Annotated in this window: 21 protein-coding genes; 5 read left to right on the top strand and 16 right to left on the bottom strand. The window is 72.1% G+C overall.

What is annotated here, in order from left to right; genetic code table 11:
• Nucleotides 1-5: 5 nt before the first annotated feature.
• From clpB to dnaK, 5 genes are read right to left on the bottom strand one after another with little or no spacing between them, the layout of a single operon-like run.
• Entirely contained in the window at nucleotides 6-2,639 is a 2,634-nt protein-coding gene (gene clpB, locus ACLE50_RS15305; protein WP_410944216.1) for an ATP-dependent chaperone ClpB, read from the bottom strand.
• A gap of 1 nt (nucleotide 2,640) precedes the next feature.
• Nucleotides 2,641-2,949: a chaperone modulator CbpM gene (locus ACLE50_RS15300; RefSeq protein WP_410944215.1), complete on the bottom strand. Its 309-nt coding sequence runs from the start codon at nucleotides 2,947-2,949 to the stop codon at nucleotides 2,641-2,643.
• Nucleotides 2,950-2,959: 10 nt separating this feature from the next.
• Nucleotides 2,960-3,943 (bottom strand): DnaJ C-terminal domain-containing protein, encoded by a 984-nt coding sequence (locus ACLE50_RS15295; protein WP_410944214.1) that lies wholly within the window; start codon nucleotides 3,941-3,943, stop codon nucleotides 2,960-2,962.
• Complete coding sequence (locus ACLE50_RS15290) at nucleotides 3,943-4,512, bottom strand: nucleotide exchange factor GrpE (protein WP_410944213.1); 570 nt, start codon at nucleotides 4,510-4,512, stop codon at nucleotides 3,943-3,945. Before ACLE50_RS15290 ends, ACLE50_RS15295 begins: the two co-directional genes overlap by 1 nt.
• A gap of 47 nt (nucleotides 4,513-4,559) precedes the next feature.
• Nucleotides 4,560-6,470, bottom strand: coding sequence for a molecular chaperone DnaK (gene dnaK, locus ACLE50_RS15285; RefSeq protein WP_410944212.1), 1,911 nt, complete (start codon nucleotides 6,468-6,470; stop codon nucleotides 4,560-4,562).
• A 382-nt stretch (nucleotides 6,471-6,852) separates the two neighbouring features.
• On the opposite strand from dnaK, the gene ACLE50_RS15280 reads away from it, so the two are divergent.
• Complete coding sequence (locus ACLE50_RS15280) at nucleotides 6,853-7,254, top strand: histone-like nucleoid-structuring protein Lsr2 (RefSeq protein WP_410944211.1); 402 nt, start codon at nucleotides 6,853-6,855, stop codon at nucleotides 7,252-7,254.
• A gap of 7 nt (nucleotides 7,255-7,261) precedes the next feature.
• Here the strand turns inward: ACLE50_RS15280 and ACLE50_RS15275 are convergent, their stop codons facing one another.
• The 4 genes from ACLE50_RS15275 to ACLE50_RS15260 all read right to left on the bottom strand — a co-directional run bounded on the left by ACLE50_RS15275 (nucleotide 7,262) and on the right by ACLE50_RS15260 (nucleotide 11,103).
• Entirely contained in the window at nucleotides 7,262-8,752 is a 1,491-nt protein-coding gene (locus ACLE50_RS15275) for a SulP family inorganic anion transporter (protein ID WP_410944210.1), read from the bottom strand.
• Nucleotides 8,753-8,881: 129 nt separating this feature from the next.
• The gene (locus ACLE50_RS15270; protein ID WP_410944209.1) at nucleotides 8,882-10,111 is read right to left on the bottom strand and encodes an NAD(P)/FAD-dependent oxidoreductase; all 1,230 of its coding nucleotides are present in this window, start codon (nucleotides 10,109-10,111) and stop codon (nucleotides 8,882-8,884) included.
• Entirely contained in the window at nucleotides 10,111-10,305 is a 195-nt protein-coding gene (locus ACLE50_RS15265; protein ID WP_410944208.1) for a ferredoxin, read from the bottom strand. Before ACLE50_RS15265 ends, ACLE50_RS15270 begins: the two co-directional genes overlap by 1 nt.
• A 153-nt stretch (nucleotides 10,306-10,458) precedes the next feature.
• Nucleotides 10,459-11,103 carry a TetR/AcrR family transcriptional regulator gene (locus ACLE50_RS15260; RefSeq protein ID WP_410944207.1) on the bottom strand — a complete coding sequence of 215 codons (645 nt, stop codon included), beginning with the start codon at nucleotides 11,101-11,103 and terminating at the stop codon, nucleotides 10,459-10,461.
• Nucleotides 11,104-11,298: 195 nt separating this feature from the next.
• On the opposite strand from ACLE50_RS15260, the gene ACLE50_RS15255 reads away from it, so the two are divergent.
• Both ACLE50_RS15255 and ACLE50_RS15250 read left to right on the top strand, forming a co-directional pair.
• Nucleotides 11,299-12,630, top strand: coding sequence for a cytochrome P450 (locus tag ACLE50_RS15255; RefSeq protein WP_410944206.1), 1,332 nt, complete (start codon nucleotides 11,299-11,301; stop codon nucleotides 12,628-12,630).
• Between the two features lie 97 nt (nucleotides 12,631-12,727).
• Entirely contained in the window at nucleotides 12,728-14,479 is a 1,752-nt protein-coding gene (locus tag ACLE50_RS15250) for a GMC family oxidoreductase N-terminal domain-containing protein (protein WP_410944205.1), read from the top strand.
• A 67-nt stretch (nucleotides 14,480-14,546) separates the two neighbouring features.
• On the opposite strand, the gene ACLE50_RS15245 is transcribed toward ACLE50_RS15250, so the two are convergent.
• A complete protein-coding gene (locus ACLE50_RS15245) occupies nucleotides 14,547-15,752 on the bottom strand; it encodes an MFS transporter (protein ID WP_410944204.1) in 1,206 nt (401 codons plus the stop codon).
• A gap of 164 nt (nucleotides 15,753-15,916) precedes the next feature.
• On the opposite strand from ACLE50_RS15245, the gene ACLE50_RS15240 reads away from it, so the two are divergent.
• Nucleotides 15,917-16,948, top strand: a complete 1,032-nt coding sequence (locus ACLE50_RS15240; protein ID WP_410944203.1) for a 6-phosphofructokinase — start codon at nucleotides 15,917-15,919, stop codon at nucleotides 16,946-16,948.
• Nucleotides 16,949-16,987: 39 nt separating this feature from the next.
• Here the strand turns inward: ACLE50_RS15240 and ACLE50_RS15235 are convergent, their stop codons facing one another.
• Nucleotides 16,988-18,091: a hypothetical protein gene (locus ACLE50_RS15235; protein ID WP_410944202.1), complete on the bottom strand. Its 1,104-nt coding sequence runs from the start codon at nucleotides 18,089-18,091 to the stop codon at nucleotides 16,988-16,990.
• 62 nt (nucleotides 18,092-18,153) lie between these two features.
• On the opposite strand from ACLE50_RS15235, the gene ACLE50_RS15230 reads away from it, so the two are divergent.
• A complete protein-coding gene (locus ACLE50_RS15230) occupies nucleotides 18,154-18,831 on the top strand; it encodes a VOC family protein (protein WP_410944201.1) in 678 nt (225 codons plus the stop codon).
• A gap of 7 nt (nucleotides 18,832-18,838) precedes the next feature.
• On the opposite strand, the gene ACLE50_RS15225 is transcribed toward ACLE50_RS15230, so the two are convergent.
• The 5 genes from ACLE50_RS15225 to ACLE50_RS15205 form a co-directional block, all read right to left on the bottom strand.
• A complete protein-coding gene (locus tag ACLE50_RS15225) occupies nucleotides 18,839-19,318 on the bottom strand; it encodes an acyl-CoA thioesterase (RefSeq protein WP_458788559.1) in 480 nt (159 codons plus the stop codon).
• A 129-nt stretch (nucleotides 19,319-19,447) separates the two neighbouring features.
• Nucleotides 19,448-20,011 (bottom strand): hypothetical protein, encoded by a 564-nt coding sequence (locus ACLE50_RS15220; RefSeq protein WP_410944200.1) that lies wholly within the window; start codon nucleotides 20,009-20,011, stop codon nucleotides 19,448-19,450.
• A 108-nt stretch (nucleotides 20,012-20,119) separates the two neighbouring features.
• Nucleotides 20,120-22,030: a serine/threonine-protein kinase gene (locus tag ACLE50_RS15215; RefSeq protein ID WP_410944199.1), complete on the bottom strand. Its 1,911-nt coding sequence runs from the start codon at nucleotides 22,028-22,030 to the stop codon at nucleotides 20,120-20,122.
• The gene (locus ACLE50_RS15210) at nucleotides 22,027-22,761 is read right to left on the bottom strand and encodes an FHA domain-containing protein (RefSeq protein WP_410944198.1); all 735 of its coding nucleotides are present in this window, start codon (nucleotides 22,759-22,761) and stop codon (nucleotides 22,027-22,029) included. The genes ACLE50_RS15215 and ACLE50_RS15210 overlap by 4 nt, the downstream gene beginning before the upstream one ends.
• A 124-nt stretch (nucleotides 22,762-22,885) precedes the next feature.
• The gene (locus ACLE50_RS15205) at nucleotides 22,886-23,944 is read right to left on the bottom strand and encodes a methyltransferase (RefSeq protein WP_410944197.1); all 1,059 of its coding nucleotides are present in this window, start codon (nucleotides 23,942-23,944) and stop codon (nucleotides 22,886-22,888) included.
• Nucleotides 23,945-24,032: the final 88 nt, after the last annotated feature.

Here is a 24,032-nt window from a genome sequence, read left to right as displayed (position 1 = left end):
CACCGTCACGAGGCCGCCTCGGTGTCGGAGGGGTCCTCGTAGCTCACGGCCAGATGTCCGTCGTCGAGCGAGACGACGACGGTACCGCCGTCGACGGCGTCGCCGCGCAGCAACGCGCGCCCGATCCGCGTCTCCACCTCGCGGGTGATGAAGCGGCGCAGCGGGCGGGCACCGTAGACCGGGTCGAAGCCCTGCTGGGCGATGAACCCGAGCGCCTCCTCGGTGACCCTCAGCGTCATCCGGCGGTCGGCCAGCCGGTCGCGCAGCTCGCCGAACATCAGCCCGACGATGTTCTCGATGTCCGGGCCGGTGAGCGGCTTGAACAGCACGATGTCGTCGATCCGGTTGAGGAACTCCGGGCGGAAGTGCGCCCGCAGCGCGCCCATGACCTCCTCACGGGCGTCCTCCTTGATCTCCCCGTCGCCGGTCATGCCGTCGGTCAGGTACTGCGACCCGATGTTCGAGGTCATGATGATGACGGTGTTGCGGAAGTCGACCGTGCGGCCCTGGGAGTCGGTGAGGCGGCCGTCGTCGAGCACCTGCAGGAGCGTGTTGAACACGTCCGGGTGCGCCTTCTCGACCTCGTCGAAGAGGATCACCGAGTACGGCTTGCGCCGCACGGCCTCGGTGAGCTGGCCGCCCTCGTCGTGCCCGACGTAGCCGGGCGGGGCGCCGACGAGCCGGGAGACGGTGTGCCGCTCCTGGTACTCGCTCATGTCGAGCCGGATGATGTTGTCCTCGGAGTCGAACAGGTTCGACGCCAGCGCCTTGGCCAGCTCGGTCTTGCCGACACCGGTGGGCCCGAGGAACAGGAACGACCCGATGGGCCGCCGCGGGTCCTTGATCTGGGACCGGGCCCGGATCACCGCGTCCGCGACGCGCAGCACCGCCTCGTCCTGGCCGATGACCCGCTCGTGCAGCAGCTCGTCGAGCTTGAGCAGCTTCTGCCGCTCGCCCTCCTGCAGCCGCGAGACCGGGATGCCGGTCCAGCGGGAGACGATCGCGGCGATCTCCTCCTCGGTGACGACCTCACGCAGCAGCCTGCTGCTGCCCTGCTTGGACGCGAGCCGCTCCTCCTCGGCCTCGAGCCTGCGCTCCAGATCGGGCATCCGGCCGTGCCGCAGCTCGGCCGCGCGGTTCAGGTCGTACTCACGCTCGGCCTGCTCGGCCTCGACGCGGACCTGCTCGATCTCGCTGCGCAGGTTCTGCGCCTTGTGCACGGCCTGGCGCTCGGACTCCCACTGCGCGCGCATGGCGTCGGCGTCGGTGCGGACGTCGGTCAGCTCGCGGCGCAGCTCCTCGAGCCGGGTGCCGCTGGCCTTGTCGGTCTCCTTGGCCAGCGCCGCCTCCTCGATCTCGAGACGGGTGAGCCTGCGGGTGTACTCGTCGAGCTCGGCCGGCATCGAGTCGATCTCGGTGCGGAGCATCGCGCAGGCCTCGTCGACGAGGTCGATCGCCTTGTCCGGCAGGAACCGGTCGGTGATGTAGCGGTCGGACAGCACGACCGCGCCGACCAGCGCCGCGTCCTGGATCTTGACGCCGTGGAACACCTCGAGCCGCTCGCGCAGCCCGCGCAGGATCGAGATCGCGTCCTCGACCGTCGGCTGGTCGACGACGACCTGCTGGAAGCGGCGCTCCAGCGCGGCGTCCTTCTCGATGTAGCGGCGGTACTCGTCGGCGGTGGTCGCACCGATCAGGTGCAGCTCACCGCGGGCGAGCATCGGCTTGAGCATGTTGCCGGCGTCCATCGCGCCGTCGGTCGCGCCCGCGCCGACGATGGTGTGCAGCTCGTCGATGAACAGCAGGATGCGGCCCTCGGCCCCGGTGACCTCGGAGAGCACGGCCTTGAGCCGCTCCTCGAACTCGCCGCGGTACTTCGCGCCGGCGACGAGCGCGCTCATGTCCAGGGCGAAGACGGTCTTGTCCTTCAGCCCCTCGGGCACGTCGCCGTGGTAGATCCGCTGGGCGAGGCCCTCGACGATCGCGGTCTTGCCGACGCCGGGGTCACCGGTCAGGACCGGGTTGTTCTTGGTCTTGCGGGACAGGATCTGGATGGTGCGGCGGATCTCGCCGTCACGGCCGATGACCGGGTCGAGCTTGCCCGCTGCGGCGTCGGCGACGAGGTCGCGGCCGTACTTCTCCAGCGCCTCGTAGGTGCCCTCCGGGGTCGCGGAGGTGACCCGCTGGTTCCCGCGGACGTCGGTGAGCGCCTGGAGGAAGTTCTCCTTGGTCAGCCCGGCCTGCTTGAGGAGCCGCCCGGCGGCGCTGCCGCTGCCCTCGTCGAGCATCGGCAGGATCAGGTGCTCGACCGAGACGTAGTCGTCCTTCATGTGCTTGGCCTCGGCGTCCGCGGCGTCGAACAGCCGGGACAGGCGCTGGGTGACCATCGCCTGCCCGGGCTGGACGCCGGGCCCGCTGACCTTCGGCCGGCGGTTCAGCTCGGTCTCGAGGTCGCGGGTCAGCCGTGCCGGGTCGGCCCCGGCCGCGGTCATCAGCCGCGGGACGAGGCCGTCGGGCTGCTCCAGCAGGGCGAGCAGCAGGTGCTCGGCGTCGACCTCGGTGTGGCCGTAGCGCAGCGCCTTGGTCTGCCCGTCGTGCAGCGCTTCCTGGGACTTCTGGGTGAGACGGTTGGGGTCCACGTCAGCCTCCGGTGCGTGGGCGTCGAGCGAGCTCGGCTTCGAGCTCGGAGATCCGGTCCAGCAGCTCGACGACGACGCCGAGTGCCGCGTAGTTGAGGTCGAGCCCGGCCCGCAGCCTGCGCAGCCGCCCGACGGCCGGGAGCTCGGCCATCGGGAACCACGGGTTCCCGGCCGAGTCGGTCACGTAGTCCACGAGGCCCAGCACGGCGAGCCGGCGCAGCAGCTCGGGGTGGACACCGGCCACGCGGGCGAAGGTCTCGAGGTCCAGGCGGTGCGCGCCGAGGTGGCCCAGGACGATCGGGTAGGTCATCGTTCCTCCTTCAGCGCCGGGGCTCGAACGTCGAGGTGGTCGAGAGCTGCTCGTAGAGCTCCCGCTCGGCCTCGGTCGGCTCGGACGGGACGACGATGCGGATCTCGGCGTAGAGGTCACCGGCCGTGCCGCGCGGGTTCGGGATGCCCCGTCCGCGCAGCCGCAGCTTCTTCCCGCTGGACGTCCCGGCCGGGACCTTGACCTTGGCCTCGCCGTCCGGGATCTCCAGGGCGACGGTCGTGCCGAGCACGGCCTCCCACGGGGCGACCGGCACGGTGACGGTGACCTTGCGGTCCTCGACCGTGTAGCGCGGGTGCTTGGCGAACCGCACGACCAGGTAGAGGTCACCGGCCTCGCCGCCGCCGAAGCCCTGCCCGCCCTGGCCGGCCAGCCGGATCCGCTTGCCCTCGGTGACGCCCTTGGGGACGTTCACGTCGATCGTCTTCGCGCCGTCCGGCCCGGAGAGCGTGATCGAGCGCTTCGTGCCCGCGTAGGAGTCCTCGAGGTCGAGCTCGATCTCGGCCTCCTGGTCGGCGCCGGGCATCGGGCCCCGGGAGCGCCGGCGACCGCTGCCGCCGAACATGCCCCCGAGCAGGTCCTCGATGTCGACGTCCTCGCCGCCGTAGTGGAAGGTGCCGTCGGAGAACCCGCCCCCGAAGCCCTGTCCCCCGCCGAAGCCCTGGCCACCACCGAAACCGCCGTAGCCGCCGCCACCGCCGAACCCGCCGCCTGCCTTGGCGCGGCGCCAGGTCTCGGCGTCGACGCCGTCGGGGACCGACCGGAAGTCGGGCCCGAAGTCGTCGTACTTCTTGCGGGTCTCGGGGTCGGACAGCACGTCGTAGGCCCCGGTGATGTCCTTGAAGGTGTCCTCGGCGCCCGGGTCCTTGTTGATGTCCGGGTGGTACTTGCGGGCGAGCTTGCGGTACGCGCGCTGGATCTCGTCCTGGCTCGCGCCCCGGCTGACGCCGAGTGTCTGGTAGTAGTCCTCTGCCATCAGCTCTTCTCCGCCGGCGCGACCGCCACGACGACACCCGGCGGCCGCAGCTGGTGGTCGCCGTCGCCGTAGCCGGTGCGCACGGTCTGGACGATCGTGTTGGGTTCCTGGCCCTCGGCGGCCGGGACGGTACTGACCGCCTCGTGCCGGGCCGGGTCGAACGCGGTGCCCGGCTCGTCCTCCCGGCGCGGGAAGCCGAGCCGGCCCAGCACACCGGACGCCTGGTCACGCACGGCCTGCACGCCCTCGACGATCGCCGTCGGGTCGGAGCCCGCGTGCTGCAGGGCGATGTCGAGGTTGTCCAGGACGGGCAGCCACTCCCGGGCCACCTTCGCCCGCTCCAGCTCACGCGAGCGCTCCGCGTCCCGCGCGGTGCGCTTGCGGAAGTTGTCGAGGTCCGCGGCGGCGGTGCGCCACTTCCCCTCGAGCTCGGCGACGCGGGCGCGCAGCTCACCGACCTCGTCGTGCTGCTCCCCGGTCGTGCCGGTGGTCGTGTCCGTGTGCTCCGCCCCCTCGGCCGGGCCGGGGGCCGGCGTGGCGCCGGCCCCGTCGGTGTTCTGCTCGGTCATGGATCCCGCCTGTCGGTCGTGCCGGTCTCGTGCTGCCGCTGCCGCGGTCAGGAGGTGGTGAACTCGGCGTCGACGACGTCGTCGTCGTCCGGTCCGTCACCGGGCTTGCCCGAGGAGCCACCGGCCGCGCCGTTGTCGGCACCACCCTGGGCACGCTCGGCCGCGGCGGCGGCGAGCCCGTGCAGGATCTGCTGCAGCTCGTCGGTCAGCGACCGGATGCGGGACAGGTCGGCGTCGGCACCCTGCTCCACCAGGGAGCGGGCGTCGGCGACCAGCGACTCGGCGCGGGCCTTCTCGTGCGCCGGGGCGGCGTCACCGAGCTCGCCGATCTCCTTCTCCACCGTGTAGGCGGCGGAGTCGAGCAGGTTGCGGGCGTCGACGTGCTCGCGCAGGCGGGCGTCCTCGGCGCGGTTGGCCTCGGCGTCGGCGACCATCCGGTCGACCTCGGAGGAGTCGAGGTTCGAGCTCTCGGAGATGGTGATGTTCTGCTCGGTGCCGGTGGTCTTCTCCTGCGCCGAGACGTTGAGGATGCCGTTGGCGTCGATGTCGTAGGTGACCTCGATCTGCGGCGTCCCGCGCGGTGCCGGCGGGATGTTCTCCAGCCGGAAGCGGCCCAGCACCCGGTTGTCGGCGGCCTTCTCGCGCTCACCCTGCAGCACGACGACGTCGACGGCGGGCTGGTTGTCCTCGGCGGTCGAGAACGACTCCTTGCGGCGCGCCGGGATCGTCGTGTTCCGCTCGATGACCTTGGTCATCACGCCGCCGAGGGTCTCGATGCCCAGCGACAGCGGGGTGACGTCGAGCAGCAGGACGTCCTTGGCCTCGCCCTTGATGACGGCGGCCTGGACCGCGGCGCCCAGCGCGACGACCTCGTCCGGGTTCACCGTCATGTTCGGCTCCTGGCCGTCGGTGAGCTTGCGGACCAGGTTCTGCACGGCCGGGATACGGGTCGACCCGCCGACGAGGATGACCTCGTCGATGTCCTTCGGGGTCAGCTTGGCGTCGGCGATCGCCTGCTCGACCGGGCCCTTGCAGCGCTCGACGAGGTCGGCGGTGATCTGGTCGAACGTCGACCGCATGAGGGTCACGTTGAGGTGCTTCGGCCCGGAGGCGTCGGCGGTGACGAACGGCAGGTTGATCGTGGTCTGGCTGACCGACGACAGCTCCTCCTTCGCCTTCTCCGCGGCCTCCCAGAGCCGCTGCAGCGACTGCGGGTCCTTCCGCAGGTCGATGCCGGTCTCCTTCTTGAACTCCTCGGCGAGGTGGTCGACGATCCGCTGGTTGAAGTCGTCGCCGCCGAGGTGGGTGTCACCGGCGGTCGCGCGGACCTCGACGACGCCGTCGCCGATGTCGAGGATCGACACGTCGAACGTGCCGCCACCGAGGTCGAAGACCAGCACGGTCTCGGCCTGCTCCTTGTCCAGCCCGTAGGCCAGCGCCGCGGCGGTCGGCTCGTTGACGATGCGCAGGACCTCGAGGCCGGCGATCTTGCCGGCGTCCTTGGTCGCCTGGCGCTGGGCGTCGTTGAAGTACGCCGGGACCGTGATGACGGCCTCGGTGACCTTCTCGCCCAGGTACTTCGACGCGTCGTCGGCCAGCTTGCGCAGGACCTGCGCCGAGACCTCCTCCGGCGAGTACTTCTTGCCCCGGATGTCGAAGCGCACCGTGCCGTCGTCGCCGGGGACGACGTCGTAGGACACGGTGTCGGACTCGGTGCCGACCTCGTCGTGGCGGCGGCCCACGAAGCGCTTCGCCGAGGACACGGTGCCCTTCGGGTTCATGATCGCCTGGCGGCGGGCGAGCTGGCCGACCAGCCGCTCCCCCTGGTCGGTGTAGCCGACCACGGACGGGGTGGTGCGCGCGCCGTCCGCGTTCGCGATGACGACCGGGTGGCCACCCTCCATGGCGGCGATCACCGAGTTCGTCGTACCGAGGTCGATTCCTACGGCCTTGCCCATGTTCCTGTCTCCCTTTCGGTGTCGCGTCCGTCGGCGGTGGGCGCGACCACGGGTCGTACGATTGATGTTCATTCCGGCGCCATCCCGGCGTCGGTGTGCGATGTGTGCGGCGAGGGCGGTTCCGGCAGGACCGTCCCGGATCGCCCCTGATCAGGAGGCGTCCCGGGCGGTGTCCGCACCGGGCGTCCGGCCCTCGCGGATCCCGGTCTACTGGGGTCCGTCATGGTCGTCAAGGCGGAGCGAACGCACCCTGTTCCCATTTCCTGGCATTTTGTCTCCGCAGACAAACCATTCTGTTGGCGCCCACATCGACAGCGTGCGACGCACTGGCGGACACTGGATCGCGAACGCTGCACCGACGGCCGTGGAGGAGGGCGCAGGCATGTGGCTCGCCCTCACCGACGGGACCCGGACCGGGGTCACCGGGCTCCTCGCCACCGCGGCCGGCTCCCCGGTCACCGAGCCGGTCGACGACCTCGACGGGGGGCGCGCGGACGTCGTCGTCGACTTCGCCCTGGACGGGACCTGGTACCGGATCCGGCTCAGCAGCGGCAACGCCGACCGGCTGCGTACCTCGCTCGCGCCGTACGTCGACGCGGGCCGGCACCGACCGGACCGGCCGGGTCCGGGGAGCCCGCGCACCGCGGACCGGCTGCGCGACCACAACCTCGAGGTACGGCGCTGGGCGCGGGTGCGCGGCTACGTCGTGTCGAGCCGCGGGCGGCTGCCGGACGCGGTCGTGCGGGCGTACTACGCCGGCGAAGGGCCCCGCGAGAGCGGGTGAGCACCGCTCAGTGGCCGGTGCCGAGCCTCCCGGCGAGCCGGTCGTGGCGGGACCGGCTGTCGTCGTTCATCCCGGTGACGGTGACCTCGATGCCGCGGGCGGTGTACTTCGTGGTGATCGCGTCGAGCGCGGCCACGGTGGAGGCGTCCCAGACGTGCGCGTCGGCGAGGTCGATGACCACGTGCGCGGGGTCGTGGGCGTAGTCGAAGGAGAAGACCAGGTCGTTGCTGCTGGCGAAGAACAGCTGGCCGCGGACGTGGTAGGTCTTGCGACCGCCGTCGTCGTCGAGCTCGGAGGTGACCTCGACCAGGTGCGCGACGCGGCGGGCGAACAGCACCGTCGCCACCAGCACGCCGACGCCGACGCCGAACGCGAGGTTCGAGGTGCCGACGGTGACCGCGACCGTCGCGAGCATGACGGTGGTCTCGCTCTTGGGCATCCGGCGCAGCACGCCGGGTCGGATGCTGTGCCAGTCGAACGTCCCCACCGACACCATGATCATGACGGCGACGAGCGCGGCCATCGGGATCAGCGCGACGAGGTGACCGAGCGCGACGACCAGGATCAGCAGGAACAGCCCCGCGAGGAACGTCGAGAGGCGGGTCCGCGCCCCGGACGCCTTCACGTTGATCATCGTCTGGCCGATCATCGCGCAGCCGCCCATGCCGCCGAAGAACCCGGTGACGACGTTCGCGACGCCCTGCCCCCACGCCTCGCGGGTCTTGTCGGAGTGGGTGTCGGTGATGTCGTCGACGAGCTTGGCGGTCATCATCGACTCGATCAGCCCGACCACGGCGATCGCGACCGCGTAGGGGGCGATGATCCGCAGGGTCTCCCAGGTGAACGGCACCGTGGGGATCCCGAGCACGGGCAGCGCGTCGGGCAGCGCGCCCTGGTCGCCGACCGTCGGGACGGTGAACCCGGCGGCCACGGTGACCACGGTGAGCAGCAGGATCGCCACCAGCGGCGCGGGCACCGCCGTCGTCAGCCGCGGCAGCCCGACCAGCACGAGGAGCCCGGCGGCGGTCAGCACGTAGACCAGCCACGGCTTGTCGACCAGGTGCGGCAGCTGCGCGACGAAGATCATGATCGCGAGGGCGTTGACGAAGCCGACCATCACGCTGCGTGGCAGGAACCGCATCAGCCGTGCGAACCCGCCGACCGCGAGCAGGACCTGCACGATCCCGCCCAGCACGACCGCGGCGAACAGGTACTCGACGCCGTGCTCGCGTGAGAGCGGCGCGACGACCAGCGCCACCGCGCCGGTCGCGGCGCTGATCATCGCCGGCCGGCCGCCGCAGATCGCGATGACCACGGCCATCGTGAACGACGCGTAGAGCCCGACCTTCGGGTCGACCCCGGCGATGATCGAGAACGAGATCGCCTCGGGGATCAGCGCGAGCGCGACGACGAGACCGGCGAGCACCTCCGTGCGCAGCACGCGGAACCCGGGGGCCCGGAGGCCGGACGGACGGGAGAGCAGGGCGGGGCGCGACATCGTTGCTTTCTGCGGACGGAGGCGGGGTGACGACCGCGGCGGCGGGGTCGCTGTGGCGCCCCAACTCTACCGCTACGTGAGAGATCGTCTCGCAGCGGTGCGTGCCGCAACCGTCACCGCGGTCCGCGCTCAGCCGACCCCGGCGAACTCCAGCGCCTCCTGCCAGGTCGCGCGCTTGTTGATCAGCTTGCGGTACTTCATGACCTGCGACGGCCGGTCGATGCACAGGCAGCCGGTGAAGCGGTCGCCGCGCCGGTAGAGCGCGAGGAACCGGTCGTCGTCGAGCTCCTCGGAGACGACCCGGATCTCGTCCGCGGCCGGGACCCCGACGAACTGGATGCGGCTGCCGTACCAGTCCGACCAGAAGTACGGGACGCCGGAGACCGGCTTCGCCGACTCCGGGTCCAGCGCGTTCTTCGCGGCGAGGGTGCCCTGCTCCTGGGCGTTGGTCCAGTGCTCCAGGCGCAGCACGTCGTCGTCGAACAGGGGGTGCGGGGCGTGCACGACGTCGCCTGCGGCGTAGACCCCGGGCAGCCCGGTCGCGAGCGTGGCGTCGCAGACGATGCCGCCGTCGCGCTCGTGCAGCGTGATGCCGGAGCCCTCGAGCCACTCCGTGCACGGCTTCACCCCGGTCCCGACGACCACCAGGTCGGCCGGGATCTGCTCGCCGTCCTCCAGCCGGACGCCGGTGACCTTGCCGCCGTCCTGCTCGATCCCGGCGACCTTCACGCCGCAGCGCAGGTCGGTGCCGTTGCGGTGGTGCAGCTCGGAGCAGGCGCGGCCGGCGTCCGGGCCGACCGAGCGGGTCAGCGGGACCGGCAGCGCCTCCAGGACCGTCACCGGCAGGCCGCGCTTGCGGGCGCCGGAGGCGACCTCGGAGCCGATGAACCCGGCCCCGACGACGACCGTGCGCGCACCCGCGTCGAGCGCGGCCCGCACGGCGTGGGCGTCGTCGAGGGTGCGCAGCGTGTGCACGCCGGCGACGCCGTCGGTGCCGGGCAGCGTGCGCGCCGCGGCTCCGGTGGCGATCACCAGGTAGGTGTAGGGGATGCGGGACTCGCCGTCCGGGCCCTGCACCAGCAGCTCGCTGCGCTCGGGGTCCAGCCCGGTCGCACGGGTGCCGAGCCGCAGGTCGAGATCCAGCTCGTCGGCCAGCTCCGCCTCGGACTTGAACACCGGGTCCTCGGGAACCTCGTCGCCGCCCTCGAGGAACGCCTTCGACAGCGGCGGGCGGTCGTAGGGCAGGTGCGGTTCGGCGCCGACGAGCGTCAGCGTGCCCTCGAACCCGGCGCGGCGGGCGGCCTGGGCGGCCCGCAACCCGGCGAGGGACGCCCCGACGACGACGAAGGCGTCGCCCATCAGTCGTCCTCGAGCGTCAGGGCGCCGGTCGGGCAGGAGTCGCACGCGGCCTGGGCCTCGTCGCGTGCGTCCTCGGGCGGGGTCTCGTCGAGGACGGTCAGCGAGCCGTCGTCCTGGACCTCGAAGATGTCGGGGGCCTCGGCCTCACACATTCCCAGGCCGGTGCACTTGGACTCGTCGAGAACGATGCGCATCGGGACACCTCCTCGTGTCGTGGCGGTACGCCGGTTCGGAGCCCGTCGGCCCGGGGCGCACGACCTGCGTGCACGCTCACCGTGCCGACTTGCAGTGCACGCACAATACGTGGAATTTGTGCACGGCGTCTACAGCTGAACGAGCGAAAACGGTCAGCTGTGACCGCTCTGCTGCGGCACCCGGGCGCGGACGTCGTCGCCGGACTCGGCAGCCGGGTCCGCGACCCCCGCCAGGTACCCGACCACCAGCTCGGCGATGTCGTGCGCGGCGTCGCCGACCGAGCCGCCGGGCCGGACGATGTGACTCAGCGCGAGCCGGACCGTCGACTCACAGGCCAGCCGGGCCGGCCCGGGCGGGATCTCCGGCCAGCGGCGCAGCACGGTGCCTGCCATCCGCGCGGACGCGTGGTCGACCACCGCGGCGCTGTCGCTGGTCAGCAGGGGCAGGAAGTCCGCGCTCTCCGCCCCGGTCAGCACGGTGACCAGCAGCGGGTCGGTCTCGGCCGCACGCAGCGTGGAGGACACCGCGTCCCGCCAGCCGGTCGCCGGGTCGGACGCGGCCAGGAAGACCTGCTCGACCTCGTCGAGGAAGCGCTCGGTGACCTGCAGGATCAGCGCCTCGGCGAGCTTGGGCTTGCTGCCGAACTCGTTGTAGACCGTCCGCCTGCTCACCCCGACCTCGTCGGCGATGGCCTGCATGCGCAGCCGCGCCCATCCGCCCTCGACGACGATCGCCGCCGCCGCGGCCAGGAGCTCCTGACGCAGCTGTCCGCGGACGCGCTCACCGAATGAGGTCACCCTTACAGAGTGACGACCCGGCGCGGGCTGCGCAACGTACGCACGCCCGAGCCGCTCCGGGAATGATGTGCACCACTTTCGATCTTCGTGCATCGCCGTCGGAAATGAACTCTGTGCACAGATTTCCAATCTTGTGCAGCATGTGCGCCCTGTGCCATCGTAAGTGCATCAGGCGTCGAGCAAGGAGGCACGGCGATGACCGATTCCGAGATGATCAGCAGCGGCACGGGGCTGACCCAGCACGCCAGCGGCAACCCGGACCGCCCGTACGACGAGATCAACATCTCGAGGCGCGAGTTCTGGGCGACCACCGCGGCCGAGCGGGAGAAGACCTTCGCCGTCCTGCGCGAGCAGCGGCCGATCAGCTGGCAGCCGCCCCTGGAGGACAACCTCCTGCCGGTCGAGGACGACTACGGCTACTGGGCGATCACCACCTACCGGCACCTCGTCGAGGTCACCCGGCGCAACGACGACTTCCTCTCCGGGCCCGGCATCGTCGGCGACAACATGCCGACCGAGATGCTCGAGTCGGCGCAGTCGATCATCGCGATGGACCCGCCGCGGCACACCAAGCTGCGCCGGCTGGTGTCGAGCGCGTTCACACCGAAGCAGATGCGCCGCATCGAGGACCGGATCAAGGCCAACGCGAAGCGCTGCGTGGACAACCTGATCGAGAAGGCCGAGGCGTCCCCGGACGGCCGCGTCGACTGGGTCTCCGAGTGCGGCGCGCTGCTGCCGATGCACAACTTCAACGACATGATGGGCGTCCCGGAGGGCGAGCGGGAGAAGACGTCCGCGGAGATGTCCACCCTCATGGCCTGGGGCGACGACGAGATCACCGGCTCGGACATGGAGCAGAAGTTCGGTGCCATGTTCCAGGCGCTGGTGTTCATGCACGAGCTGTCGGCGAAGACCGTCGCCGAGCGCCGGGAGAGCCCGCAGAGCGACCTGTTCACCGCGCTCGCCCAGGCCGAGGTCGACGGCGAGCAGCTCACCGACCACGAGATCGGCTCGTTCTTCGTCCTGCTCACCATCGCCGGCAACGACACCACCCGTCAGTCGCTGGCCCACGGCGTCCGGGCACTGACCACCAACCCCGAGCAGCGGGCGTGGCTGATGGAGGATCTCGAGGGCCGGGTCAACACCGCGGTCGAGGAGATCGTGCGCTGGGCGACGCCGATCATGACCTTCCGCCGCACGGCCGCGCGCGACACCGAGCTCGACGGCGTGCAGATCTCCGCGGGCGACAAGCTGATCATGTTCTACAGCTCGGCGAACCGGGACTCCGACGGCATCGACCGGCCGAACGAGCTGGACCTGTCGCGCAGCCCGAACCCGCACATCTCCTTCGGCGGCGGCGGGATCCACCACTGCCTGGGCAACCAGCTCGCACGCTTCCAGCTCCGGGCGCTGTTCGTGGAGCTGCTGACCCGCTGCCCGGACATCGTCGCCGAGGAGCCCGAGCTCTCGCCGGGCAGCTTCTTCCACGTCGTCAAGCGGATGCAGTGCACGCCGTTCCCCGCGTGAGCACCCACCGGGCGTAGTTCTCCCGCAACTCCGGACCACAGCTCCGGACCAGACCGTTCCGAACCGGACAGCGACCACCACCACGAGGAGCCACGTCATGGCGTTCTCCCCCACCGATGGCAAGCCCGACTACGACGTGCTCGTCGTCGGGTCGGGATTCGGCGGCAGCGTCACCGCGCTGCGCCTGACCGAGAAGGGCTACCGGGTCGGCGTACTCGAGGCCGGCAAGCGCTTCGACAAGGCGACGCTGCCGAAGACCTCCTGGGACGTCCGGAACTTCCTCTGGGCGCCCCGGCTGGGCTGCTACGGCATCCAGCGCATCCATCTGCTGCGCGACGTCGTGATCCTCGCCGGGGCCGGTGTCGGTGGCGGGTCGCTGAACTACGCCAACACCCTCTACCGGCCGCCGGCGGCGTTCTACGCCGACCGCCAGTGGTCCGGGATCACCGACTGGTCCGACGAGCTCGCCCCGCACTACGACCAGGCCGAGCGCATGCTCGGCGTCGTCGAGAACCCGCGGGAGTCCAGCGCCGACCGCGTCATCCGCTCGGTCGCCGAGGACATGGGCTGCGGCGACACCTACCACCGCACCCGGGTGGGTGTGCTGTTCGGTGAGCAAGGCACCCGCCCGGGCTCGACGGTCCCGGACCCGTTCTTCGGCGGTGCAGGCCCGGACCGCACGACGTGCACCGCGTGCGGGTCGTGCATGACCGGCTGCCGGGTGGGCGCGAAGAACACCCTGGACCGCAACTATCTGCACCTGGCCGAGTCCGCGGGCGCCGAGGTGCGGCCGCTGACCACGGTCACCGCGATCCGGCCGCTGCCCGGCGGCGGCTACGCCGTCGACACCCGCACGACCGGCAGCTCGGGACGCAGGGAGCGCGACCGGCACACGTTCACCGCGTCGCAGGTCGTGCTGTCCGCGGGCACCTACAACACCCAGCGGCTGCTGCTGTCCCAGAAGGACAACGGCAACCTGCCGGGGCTGTCGTCGCGGCTCGGGGTGCTGACCCGGACGAACTCCGAGTCGATCCTGTGCGCGAAGACCAAGGCGTCGAAGGGTGTCGACTACACCGACGGCGTCGCGATCACCTCGTCGTTCCACCCGGACGCGCACACCCACATCGAGCCGGTGCGCTACGGCCGCGGCAGCAACCTGATGGGCATGCTGCTGACCGCGCTCACCGACGGCGGCAAGCCGTACCCGCGGTTCCTGACCTGGCTCTGGACGATGATCAGCAAGCCGCGCAACCTCGGCTGGCTCTCGGTCCGCCGCTGGTCGGAGCGGTCGATCATCATGCTGGTGATGCAGACGCTGGACAACAGCATCACCGTCTCCGGCAGGCGCCGTTTCGGGCGGTTCCGGATGACCTCCGGCGGCGGGCACGGCGAGCCGAACCCGACGTGGATCCCGGCCGCGAACGAGGCCACCCGCCGGGTCGCCGACAAGATCGACGGCATCGCGGCGGGCTCGATCGGGGAGATCGCGAACGTCCCGATGACCGCGCACTTCATCGGTGGCTGCGCCATCGGGTCGTCGCCGGAGACCGGGGTCATCGACCCGTACCACCGGGTCTACGGCCACCCCGGCCTGCACGTCGCCGACGGCTCGACGATCTCGGCGAACCTCGGCGTGAACCCGTCGCTGACGATCACCGCGCAGGCCGAGCGGGCGATGTCGTTCTGGCCCAACGCCGGGGAGACCGACGCCCGGCCGCCGCTGGGGTCGGCCTACGAGCGGATCGACGCCGTCGCACCGGCGTCGCCGGTCGTGCCCGACGACGCGCCGGGCGCCCTGCACTCCCCCGTGGCACTGCCGACGCCGGCGGTGCGGGCACCCGCCTCCTGAGCCGCGCCACGCGAACGGCGCCGGGCTCCGACACGGGGTCCGGCGCCGTTCGTCGTTGCGGGGCCGGTCAGGCGCGTACCGGCTGCCGGGTCCTTGCCGCCGCCGTCCCGACGACGATCAGCACGAGCACCGCACCCAGCACCGTGCACAGCGGCACCAGCCAGCCGTGGGTCGCCTCGTACTCCGCGCCCAGTACCAACGGCCCGGTCGCCGCGACGAGGTAGCCGCCGCCCTGCACCAGCGCGGACATCCGGCGGTTCTCCACCAGGTCACGGGCGTGCCGCACGACCAGCGAGAAGATCACCGTGATCCCGCCGCCCTGCGCGGCGCCGCCGCAGACGCACCACAGCGCCCACAGTCCGGGGGCCAGCATCAGGCCGAGCGGCAGCGCCAGCCAGAACGCGCCGACGACCAGCACCACCACCCACGACGGGCAGGCACGCAGCAGGGCGGGCACTGCGAACGCGCCGACGATGGCCGAGATCTGGAAGACCGACGCGCTGACCCCGGCCGCCGCCGTCGTCATGTGCAGGGTCTCTGCGAGCAGCACGGCCAGCCAGGCGGTGACGCCGTAGTAGGCGAAGGCCTGCCCGGCGAACGCGACGGTCAGCCCCCACACCACGGGGCGCCGCCACCAGGCCGGGCCGGGCTCGGCGGTGTCGCCGTCGGCGGCAGGCTGCGGGCGCTGCTCGGGCAGGTTGCGGGTGGCGGTCCACCACACGACCGCGGCGACGACGGCGAGCCCGCTCCACGCGGCCAGCGCGAACCGCCAGTCGGTGACGCCTGCGAGCGGCGCGGTCAGCGACAGCGTCAGCATCGAGCCGATGTTCAGCGTGGCGGTGTAGGCGCCGAGCACCGGGCCGGACCGGTGCGGCAGGTCGCGGCCGATGACCACGGGCACCGCGACGTTGCCGACGGTGATCGCGGCACCGATCAGCAGGGTGCCGGCGATGGCCGTCGGCAGGCCGTCCAGCGAGCGCAGCACGATGCCCGCGACCAGCACCGCGAGCGAGACGAGCACCCCGCGGCCGAGGCCGGCACGGGCGAGCAGCGCCGACGCCGCCGGCGTCGCGAGACCGAAGCAGAGCACCGGCAGGCTGGTGAGCAGGCCGACGGTCGCGGCGTCGGCGCCGAGGGCGTCCTGCAGCTCGCCGGTCACGGCGGACACCGCGACGATCGGGCCGCGCAGGTTCAGGGCGAGCAGCAGGATCGCGGCGATCAGCAGCCCGGGAGCGGCCCGGCGGGCCGGCGGGGAGAGGTGCGTGGTGGACACCGCTGTCATCGTCCCGGCTCGCCCCTCCTCCCGCATCCGGTCGTGAGCAACGCCAACTTCCGACGGCGACCTCCCCCGGCCGCTCCCCCGCAGCGGGGTGATCGGCGTCACGCCGGTGACTAGCGTGAGGGCGTTTCTGCTGCCGCGGTGGGAAGGGGATACCGATGCGCGTCGGAGTACTGACCGGGGGTGGGGACTGCCCCGGGCTGAACGCGGTGATCCGGGCGCTGGTCCGGAAGGGCGTCAAGGAGCACGACGTCGAGTTCGTCGGCTTCCGCGACGGCTGGAAGGGACCGCTGGAGGGGCTCACGATGCCGCTCGGGATCGAGGAGTGCCGCGGCATCCTCCCCCGCGGCGGGACGATCCTCGGGTCGTCGCGGACCAACCCGTTCTCCGTCGACGGCGGCGTCGAGCGGATCACCGACAACCTCGCCGCAGCCGGCGTCGACGCGCTCGTCGCGATCGGCGGCGAGGACACCCTCGGGGTGGCGACGAAGCTCGCCGACCTCGGCGTGCACGTCGTCGGGGTGCCGAAGACGATCGACAACGACCTGTCCGGCACCGACTTCACGTTCGGCTTCGACACCGCGGTCAACATCGCGACCGAGGCGATCGACCGGCTGCACACCACCGCCGAGTCGCACCACCGCGCGCTCGTCGTCGAGGTCATGGGTCGCCACGCCGGCTGGATCGCGCTGCACTCCGGGATCGCCGGCGGTGCGAGCACGGTGCTCATCCCCGAGCAGCCCTTCGACATCGACGAGGTCTGCGAGCTGGTCAAGCAGCGCTTCGAGTCGCAGTTCGCGCCGGTCCTGGTCGTGTCCGAGGGCGCCGTCCCGGCCGACGGGACCGGGATGACGCTGCAGTCCGGCGAGCTCGACGCGTTCGGCCACGTCCGGCTCGGTGGCATCGGCGACCGGCTCGCCGCGGAGATCGAGCACCGCACCGGGGCCGAGGCCCGCGCCGTGGTGCTCGGGCACGTGCAGCGCGGCGGGACGCCGACGGCGTTCGACCGCTGGCTCGCGACCCGGTTCGGGCTGGAGGCGATCGACGCCGTCGCCGACGGCGAGTTCGGGGTGATGGTGGCGCTGCGCGGCGCCGACGTCGTGCGGGTGCCGCTGGTCGAGGGGACCGGTGAGCTCAAGCTCGTCGGGCCGCGGGAGTACGCGGCGGCGCAGGTGTTCTTCGGCGGCTAGCGCGGTCAGCGGTCGGGCAGGCTGGACCGGGCGGAGCACTCAGACCGGCGGCAGCGGCGGGGCGCCCTCGGCGCCGGCCGCCCGCCGGGCCACCGCCCGGAAGTCCGCGCGGACCGCACCGACCCGCGCGGGGTCGCCGACCAGCAGGGCGGCGAGCTCGTCGACCGTCCAGTGGACGACGACGCCGTGCCGGGCCAGGTAGAAGGCGACGTGCCGGATGCCCCACCGGTCGCCGTCGTCGAGCCAGGCGTAGCCGAGCAGCTGGCACAGCCACTGCGCGCTGCGCTGTTTCTGGTCCGCGCGCAGCACCGTCTTGACCTCGACGAGTGTGTCGCCGACGAGCAGGTCGGCCTCGGCCCAGCGCGGCCACAGCACGGGCGCGGCGTAGCCGAGTGCCTGCCCGGGCGGCGGGTCACCGGCCCAGGATCGCCACTGCGCCAGCGTGTCCGAGGTCGCGACGCGGCCGACGACGGCGGCCGCGTCGTCGACCACGGCGCGGGGTGCGAGCCCGCGCAGCTGCTCGACGCCCGGACTCCCGGTGCGGTCGGCGTAGGCCGCCAGCGGCCGCGGGACCGCGCCGGAGCGGTAGCAGTCCTCGCCGAGGGTCCACACGTGGTGGTCGCGGGCCAGGCCACGTTCGGTGTCGTCGTCGCCGACGGTGCCGGTCGGGGCGTCGCGGCGGCGCCGGTCGCGCTCGCTCGCCGCGAGGTCGGCGAGCACGGCGTCGCCCCACCAGCGCTCCGGCGGCGCGTGCCGCGGGACGGGCAGCGCGACCACGTCGCTCGGGGTCGGGTGCACGCCGAGCGCGACCGGGACCAGCTCGGGTTCCTCGGCGAGCACCGCGGCCTGCGCCGGGTAGCCGCCGGAGATCCGGTTCAGCGCCTGCGGCGAGGCGAGCCCGCTCGCGCCGAACCCGAGCAACGACGCGTACGGCGCGGCGTCCTGGACCAGCGCGGACAGCCGGCTGCTGACGACCTCCCCGACCTGCGCCCAGTGCCGGGCGCCGGTGGCGCCGTCGGGCCGCAGTGGCGTGACGCCCGCGGTGGCCCGCCCGAGTGCACGCACCGCGTCGCCGGTGCCGGGCAGGTGCTCCGCGCACCAGGCCGCGAGCACGCCGTCGCGCAGCTGTCCGGTGAACGACATGCTGCTACCTCTACCGGTTTTCCCGGCGACACGTGCGGCGGGCCGCCTCTAGGGTCGGCTTCGTGGCGCCGCTGATCAGCTTCCGGGGACTCGTCCTCGACGTGATCGACCCGGTGACGGCGGCGCCGTTCTGGGCCGGGACGCTCGGTCTGGAGATCGGCGCCGTCGACGCGCGCGGGGCCGTCCTGCACGGTGCGACACCGCAGCACACGCTGCGCCTGCTCGGCGGGGCCGCGCCGAAGACCGTCAAGAACCGGACGCATCTCGACGTGCGGGCGCCGTCGCTCGAGCCCTTCGCCGGGCTGCACCGGGTCACCGAGCCCGGCGCGCTGCCGTGGACGGTGCTGCAGAGCCCGGAGGGCGACGAGTTCTGTGTGTTCGTCTCCCCCGATGTCACGTCGCCGCAGCTCAAGGACCTCGAGGTCGACGCCGTCGACCATCACCGCATCGCCACGTGGTGGGCCGGGGTGTTCGGTGCCGAGGCGTACGCCGACGACGACGGCACCCAGGTCTACACCTACGTCCACGGGGTGCCCGGGGCGCCGTTCGAGGACATCGACGTCGCCCCGGTGCCCGAGCCGCGGTCCGCGCCGAACCGGCTGCGCTGGGATGTCTCGCCGGTCGGTGGCGCCGGCGCCGACGACCTCGTCGCCCGCGGCGCCACGGTGCTGGGGCGGACCCCGGACGGCACCCTGCTCGCCGACCCGGAGGGCAACGGCTTCCGGCTGCTCGACGGCTGAGCGGCGCTCAGCCCTCCGACTGCTCCGCCTCCTTGCGCAGCTGACGCCGGCGCTCCGCGTCCTTCCAGCGGCGCTTCTCCTCGTCGGTCTGCGGGTCGAGCTTGCGCACCTCGACCGGGCGCCCGTCCTCGTCGACGCCGATCATCGTGAAGTAGCAGCTGTTGGTGTGCCGCACGTGGTTGCGCTGGATGTCCTCGGCAGTCACCCGGATCCCGACCTCCATCGACGACCGTCCGGTGTAGTTCACCGAGGCCTGGAACGTGACGAGCTCCCCGATCCCGATCGGCTCGCGGAACACGACACGGTCCACCGACAGCGTCACCACGTAGGTCTGGGCCCAGCGGCTCGCGCAGGTGTAGGCGACCTGGTCGAGGAGCTTGAGGATCGCTCCACCGTGCACGTGGCCGGAGAAGTTCGACATGTCCGGCGTCATGAGCACCGTCATGGACAGGCGCTGGCGGTTGGCGTCGAGCACGGGGGTCCTCACAGTCGATGGTCTGGACCATGATCGTGCCTGATGAGCCACCGGGGGCGCGCCCCATACGCCGTTGTTCGAACGAGCCGGCTCCGGGCACACGCTCGGAGCCGGCTCGGCTCGCCTCGTCGTTCCGGGGCGCTACGCCTTGTGTGTGAGTGGGCCCGAACAGTCGGCGCCCTTACACAACTCGACGGTGATGGACTGCGGGCGGATTCCGCTGAAAGGCTCCCCGCTGAAGCCTCGCCTCTGGGACGCTACATTTCCGGTGTCACCGGAGAAGTTCGTGACGACCGGCCGGCCCGGCTTCTTGGGCTGGCTGCTCACCGTCCCGCGGAACGAGCACGAGACCAGCGGGGCGTCCTTCGGAGCGCCCGGAGGCTTCGCCGGATCGATCTTGAGAATCCAGTTGTTGCTGTAGCCCTGCGAATCGATCCCGCCGATCGTTCCCGTGCTGAGGACGAAGGCACAGCCTGCGTGATACGCCCACATCTTTCCCTCGAAGGTCGTGGTCACCCCGGTGCCTGGACCACCGGCAGCCGGCGCCGCAGTCGCCGTACCGTGCGTTACACCGCTCAGCAGCGCGACACCCGCCATCACCGCGGCCGCGGCCGCGCCCGCAGATCGTCTACGTAGTCTCATCATCATGATCTCCTCGATGCCCCTGTACCGGGGCTCGTTGCCCGGGTATCGCCAGGTGATCACGGCACGTCCGGGAGGGTTCCCGGACGACCACCGGCACGCTCCCCACCGCGGTCGCGGCCGCGGGGCGCGCGGGGTGCCCCGCCGCCGCGACCGGACCGTCTCTGCAGTTCAGAGGCGCTTCTGCGCGGTCGTCGCCAGCTTCGACGCGATCGCGCACAGCTGAGTCGCCGACCGGCCGCCGCCCTCGGCCTTCACCCGCAGCACCTCGGCGAGCTGGCGGCCGTTGGTGCCGTCGAAGTCCCGTTGCGGCACCTCGGCGTTGCAGGAGCTGCCGTCGTCGTCGGTGCGGACGTAGGCGACCCCGTCCGGCTTCTGCCCCTGGTCGGGGTGGTCGTAGCGGTCGAAGGAGACCTTCACCTGCACGCTGTCGTCGGTGCCCCAGTCGCACGACCAGCCGCCGAAGTCGCGGAACGGCTTCTTCCCGGCGGCGGGGATGTCGGTCAGGTCGGCGGGCTTCAGCAGGTCACAGGCGTCGGTGTTCCACAACGGGCTCGCGCCGGGCGGCGGTTGGCGACGCAGGATGCCGCCGCCGGCGAGCCGGGACGTCGCCGACGCGACGCCCGCGTCGGCCATCGCGCACGGGTCGAGCTGCTCGGCGGCCTTCTTCCCGTCGCGCTCGCCGGTGACGGTGATCTTCGCGCCGCCGGAGAGGTGGAGGTCGCGGTCGCAACTGTTGTCGTCGCGCGGCTTGCGCTCCAGGGTGGCCGCACCGAGCCGGGTGATGTCCCCGTCGCGCGGGACGTCGTTCTCGGAGTGGTAGCGGCTCACCACCGAGCCGATGTCGGCCCCCTGGGACTGGAGCGCCACCTCGCAGGACGCGAGGTTGCCGTAGTCGGGCAGCGGGACCGGGGTACCGAACCGGGCGAGCGACGCCGGATCGACCAGGCAGGGGTCGGCCGAGCGCTGGTCGCCGACGGTCAGCACGGGCAGCGGCACGGGCTCGCCGCCGGAGCCCGGTGGCGACGGCGCCGCGGCCTGCTGCTCACCCGGACGCCCGGCGCTCAGTGCCGCCACCACACCCCCGAGGACGACGAGCACGGCCACGACGGCGGCGAGCACCACCCACCTGCGCCGGCCCCCGGCCTGCGGGGTGGGCCGCTCACCCTGCTCACCCTGCGACGGCGGCACGGTGGCCTGGTCCGGTGCCGGCGGGTTCCGCGGCGGGGCCGGGGCGGGCTCGTCGTGGTCGGCGAGTGCCCACAGCCGCCGGGCGACCTCCGCCGCGGACGGCCGGGCCGCCGGGTCGGCCGCGGTCATCTCCGCGACGAGCTCGCCGAAGGACCCGCGGTCCTGCGGGTAGGGCACCGCGTCCTCGCCGGCGATCCGGCGGATCAGCGCGAGCGGCCGGTCGTCGCCCCAGCCGAACGGCGGTTCGCCCTCGGTGAGCACCCGCAGCGTCGCCCCGAGGGCGTAGACGTCGGCGGCCTCGCCGGGTTCGTCGCCGCGCGCCACCTCCGGTGCGAAGTACGCGGGTGTGCCCAGCGCGGAGCCGGTCAGCGAGTGGTGCCCGGCGAAGGAGGAGATCCCGAAGTCGGTCAGCTTGATCGGGCCGGAGTCGGAGACCAGGACGTTGCCCGGCTTGACGTCGCGGTGCACCACGCCGGCGTCGTGCAGGGCGGCGAGGGCCTCGGCGACCTGCGCCCCGATCCGCGCGGCGGCCGCCGGGACCATCGGGAACGACTCCTGGAGCACCGCGTCGAGGCTGCGGGCCGGGACGTACTCCATGACCAGCAGCGGCCCGGCCGGTCCCTCCACGACGTCGAACACCGACACGATCCGCCCGTGGTGGAGCCGCGCGGCCAGCCTGCCCTCGCGCCGCAGCCGTTCGGCCGGGTCGCGGCCCGCCGTGACGGCGGCGGACTCGACGCGGAGCTGCTTGAGCGCGACGTCCCGGTCCAGCAGGGTGTCCCGTGCCCGGAACACGATGCCCATCCCGCCGACGCCCAGGCACTCGCCGACGCGGTAGCGGCCGGCGACGGTCATGCCCTCGGCCAGGCCGGCGGGCGCGGCACCGGTCACGGGTGTTCGGTGTCCAGACGCTCGAGGTCGTCGGGCCGGATGCTCAGCGTGGCGATCAGCTCGGCGACGAGGTTGTCGTTGAGCTGGGTGCCCACCGGCGGCTCGACGTCGTCGGCCAGCAGCCCCCGCACGCCCGCGGCGGCCAGCCGCTCGCGCACGGCGCGGACGGTGTGCTCGGCGCGGCGCCGGGTCCACCCCGCACCGGGCTGGATGTGCTGCATCTCCTCGCCGATCTGGGTCCACGACTGCGGCACCGGGTTCGGGTCGTTCTGCAGGTACCGGCGGGCGAGGACGACACAGACGGTGTGCTCGGTGTCGTCGAGCGGCCAGCTGCGGACCAGCGTCTCCTGGTTCGGCGCGGGCGCGGCGACGTGGTCGGGGCCGCTGATCCGCAGCTCCAGGACGTGTTCGCGGTCGGCCGAGCCGAGAGCGAGCAGCTGGAGGTAGCCGGGCTGCAGCGGCACGGGGTCCTGACCAGCGTAGAGCAGGCGGCCGTCGGCGGCGAAGCGGATCGGGCGCTGCCCGGTCGCCTCGAGGTGCCACCTGCCGTCGGAGAACACCAGCCGGCCGTGGGTGCGGCTGACCCGCGGGTCGTCCTCACCGACACCGACGTGGACGTCGGGCCGGTTGCGCCCGAACAGCAGGACCCGCCCCTCCTTCGGAGGCATGGTGATGTCGCTCGTCAGCGTCTGCAGGTAGAGCGTGTGCTCCGCCGACCGACGATCGTCCACCCTGCTCCCTCCGGCACCCGGACCTGCGATCATCGGGAACAGTATCGGCTCGGCGCACCCCGGAGAACCACGATCCCGTTACGGCGCAGCGGCCGCCTATCTGACCGGCTGACCGGCGAGTGGCTCACCTCTCGGGCGGGGGCCCAAGCCGCCACAGCTGCAACCGTTCCCGCCGACGAGCGGCAGCAATCGGATCGTTGCGACTGACCCGCTCGTCCGATCGTGCTGCTGTGCATGGAGTTGCCTCGTCCAGACCGACGACGTGCAGACCTGTCTCCGCTACGAGTCCCGAGAGCTCCCCCTGCCTGCGAAGCCCCAGATGTTCGGCCAACGTGGACTGGAGAAGCCATGCTTCGCCGCCCGGCTTCAAGTGATCGCGGACCCCACGCAGGAACCGCCTGGACATGCCGCCGTGCCGGTCGTAAACGCCTGTCTCCACGGCGCTCCTGGGCGTCCCCGGGATCCACGGTGGGTTCATGACGACCAGGTCCGCTTTTCCCCGGGGGAACAGGTCACGTTGCTCGATGACGACCTGCCGGGACAGATCGAGCCGCTCGACATTGTCGCGGGCGCATTCGACAGCTCGTGACTGACAGTCCGTGGCGACGACCATACCCACCCCGCGAGCGATGAGAAGCGCGCTCAGGACGCCGGTCCCGGTGCCGATATCGAAGGCTGTCCCGTTCCCGTTCCCGATTCCAGGAGGCAGCGGCGCTCGGCCGACGAGGTCGATATAGTCCTGACGCGTCGGCGCGAAGACCCCGTAGTGCGGGCGGATGTGCGCGCCACCCAGCGACTTGATAGGAATGCCCTCGCGTCTCTGACGATGGACGTTCAGCACGCCGAGAAGTTCTTGAAGCGGGACCAGGACTCGCTCGTCGAGCTCGCCGTAGACCTCGCGAACAGCATCAGCGGTGTCCGGAGCCCGACGCAGCCGCAGATCGCCGCCAGGTTGGAGCTCGACGAGCAACGACCCCAGGATCTGCGCGGTATGGGCACGATGCTGCCGTCGCCGGTTGAATTCTTGCGCCACAGGCAGTGGCCGGTGTGATCTCCGCGATCGCCGTCGCCGTCGCATCGCGTCGAGCACCTGTAGTGCGACGTTGTAGTCGTCCCGCCACAGCATTCCGCACCGTCGTAGTCCGAACTCCACGGCCTGATCAGCGGTGAGTTCGGCGTCCACGACTCGGACGGAACGAGGATGAGGCCGGCCGTCAGCGGTGAGCCATCGGGCATGACGGACGGTTTCGGCTTCTGTCCAGGCCAGCATC

Origin of the sequence: Pseudonocardia phyllosphaerae, from assembly GCF_046546475.1 — a bacterium.
GTDB classification, from domain to species: Bacteria; Actinomycetota; Actinomycetes; order Mycobacteriales; family Pseudonocardiaceae; genus Pseudonocardia; species Pseudonocardia phyllosphaerae.
This window is presented reverse-complemented; position numbering and strand designations above follow the sequence as displayed.

Bases quoted from the DNA above. Each gene is read 5' to 3' on its own strand.
- ACLE50_RS15300 (WP_410944215.1), bottom strand. From the start codon at position 2,949: ATGACCTACCCGATCGTCCTGGGCCACCTCGGCGCGCACCGCCTGGAC.
- ACLE50_RS15295 (WP_410944214.1), bottom strand. From the start codon at position 3,943: ATGGCAGAGGACTACTACCAGACACTCGGCGTCAGCCGGGGCGCGAGC.
- ACLE50_RS15290 (WP_410944213.1), bottom strand. From the start codon at position 4,512: ATGACCGAGCAGAACACCGACGGGGCCGGCGCCACGCCGGCCCCCGGC.
- dnaK (WP_410944212.1), bottom strand. From the start codon at position 6,470: ATGGGCAAGGCCGTAGGAATCGACCTCGGTACGACGAACTCGGTGATC.
- ACLE50_RS15280 (WP_410944211.1), top strand. From the start codon at position 6,853: ATGTGGCTCGCCCTCACCGACGGGACCCGGACCGGGGTCACCGGGCTC.
- ACLE50_RS15275 (WP_410944210.1), bottom strand. From the start codon at position 8,752: ATGTCGCGCCCCGCCCTGCTCTCCCGTCCGTCCGGCCTCCGGGCCCCC.
- ACLE50_RS15270 (WP_410944209.1), bottom strand. From the start codon at position 10,111: ATGGGCGACGCCTTCGTCGTCGTCGGGGCGTCCCTCGCCGGGTTGCGG.
- ACLE50_RS15265 (WP_410944208.1), bottom strand. From the start codon at position 10,305: ATGCGCATCGTTCTCGACGAGTCCAAGTGCACCGGCCTGGGAATGTGT.
- ACLE50_RS15255 (WP_410944206.1), top strand. From the start codon at position 11,299: ATGACCGATTCCGAGATGATCAGCAGCGGCACGGGGCTGACCCAGCAC.
- ACLE50_RS15250 (WP_410944205.1), top strand. From the start codon at position 12,728: ATGGCGTTCTCCCCCACCGATGGCAAGCCCGACTACGACGTGCTCGTC.
- ACLE50_RS15240 (WP_410944203.1), top strand. From the start codon at position 15,917: ATGCGCGTCGGAGTACTGACCGGGGGTGGGGACTGCCCCGGGCTGAAC.
- ACLE50_RS15235 (WP_410944202.1), bottom strand. From the start codon at position 18,091: ATGTCGTTCACCGGACAGCTGCGCGACGGCGTGCTCGCGGCCTGGTGC.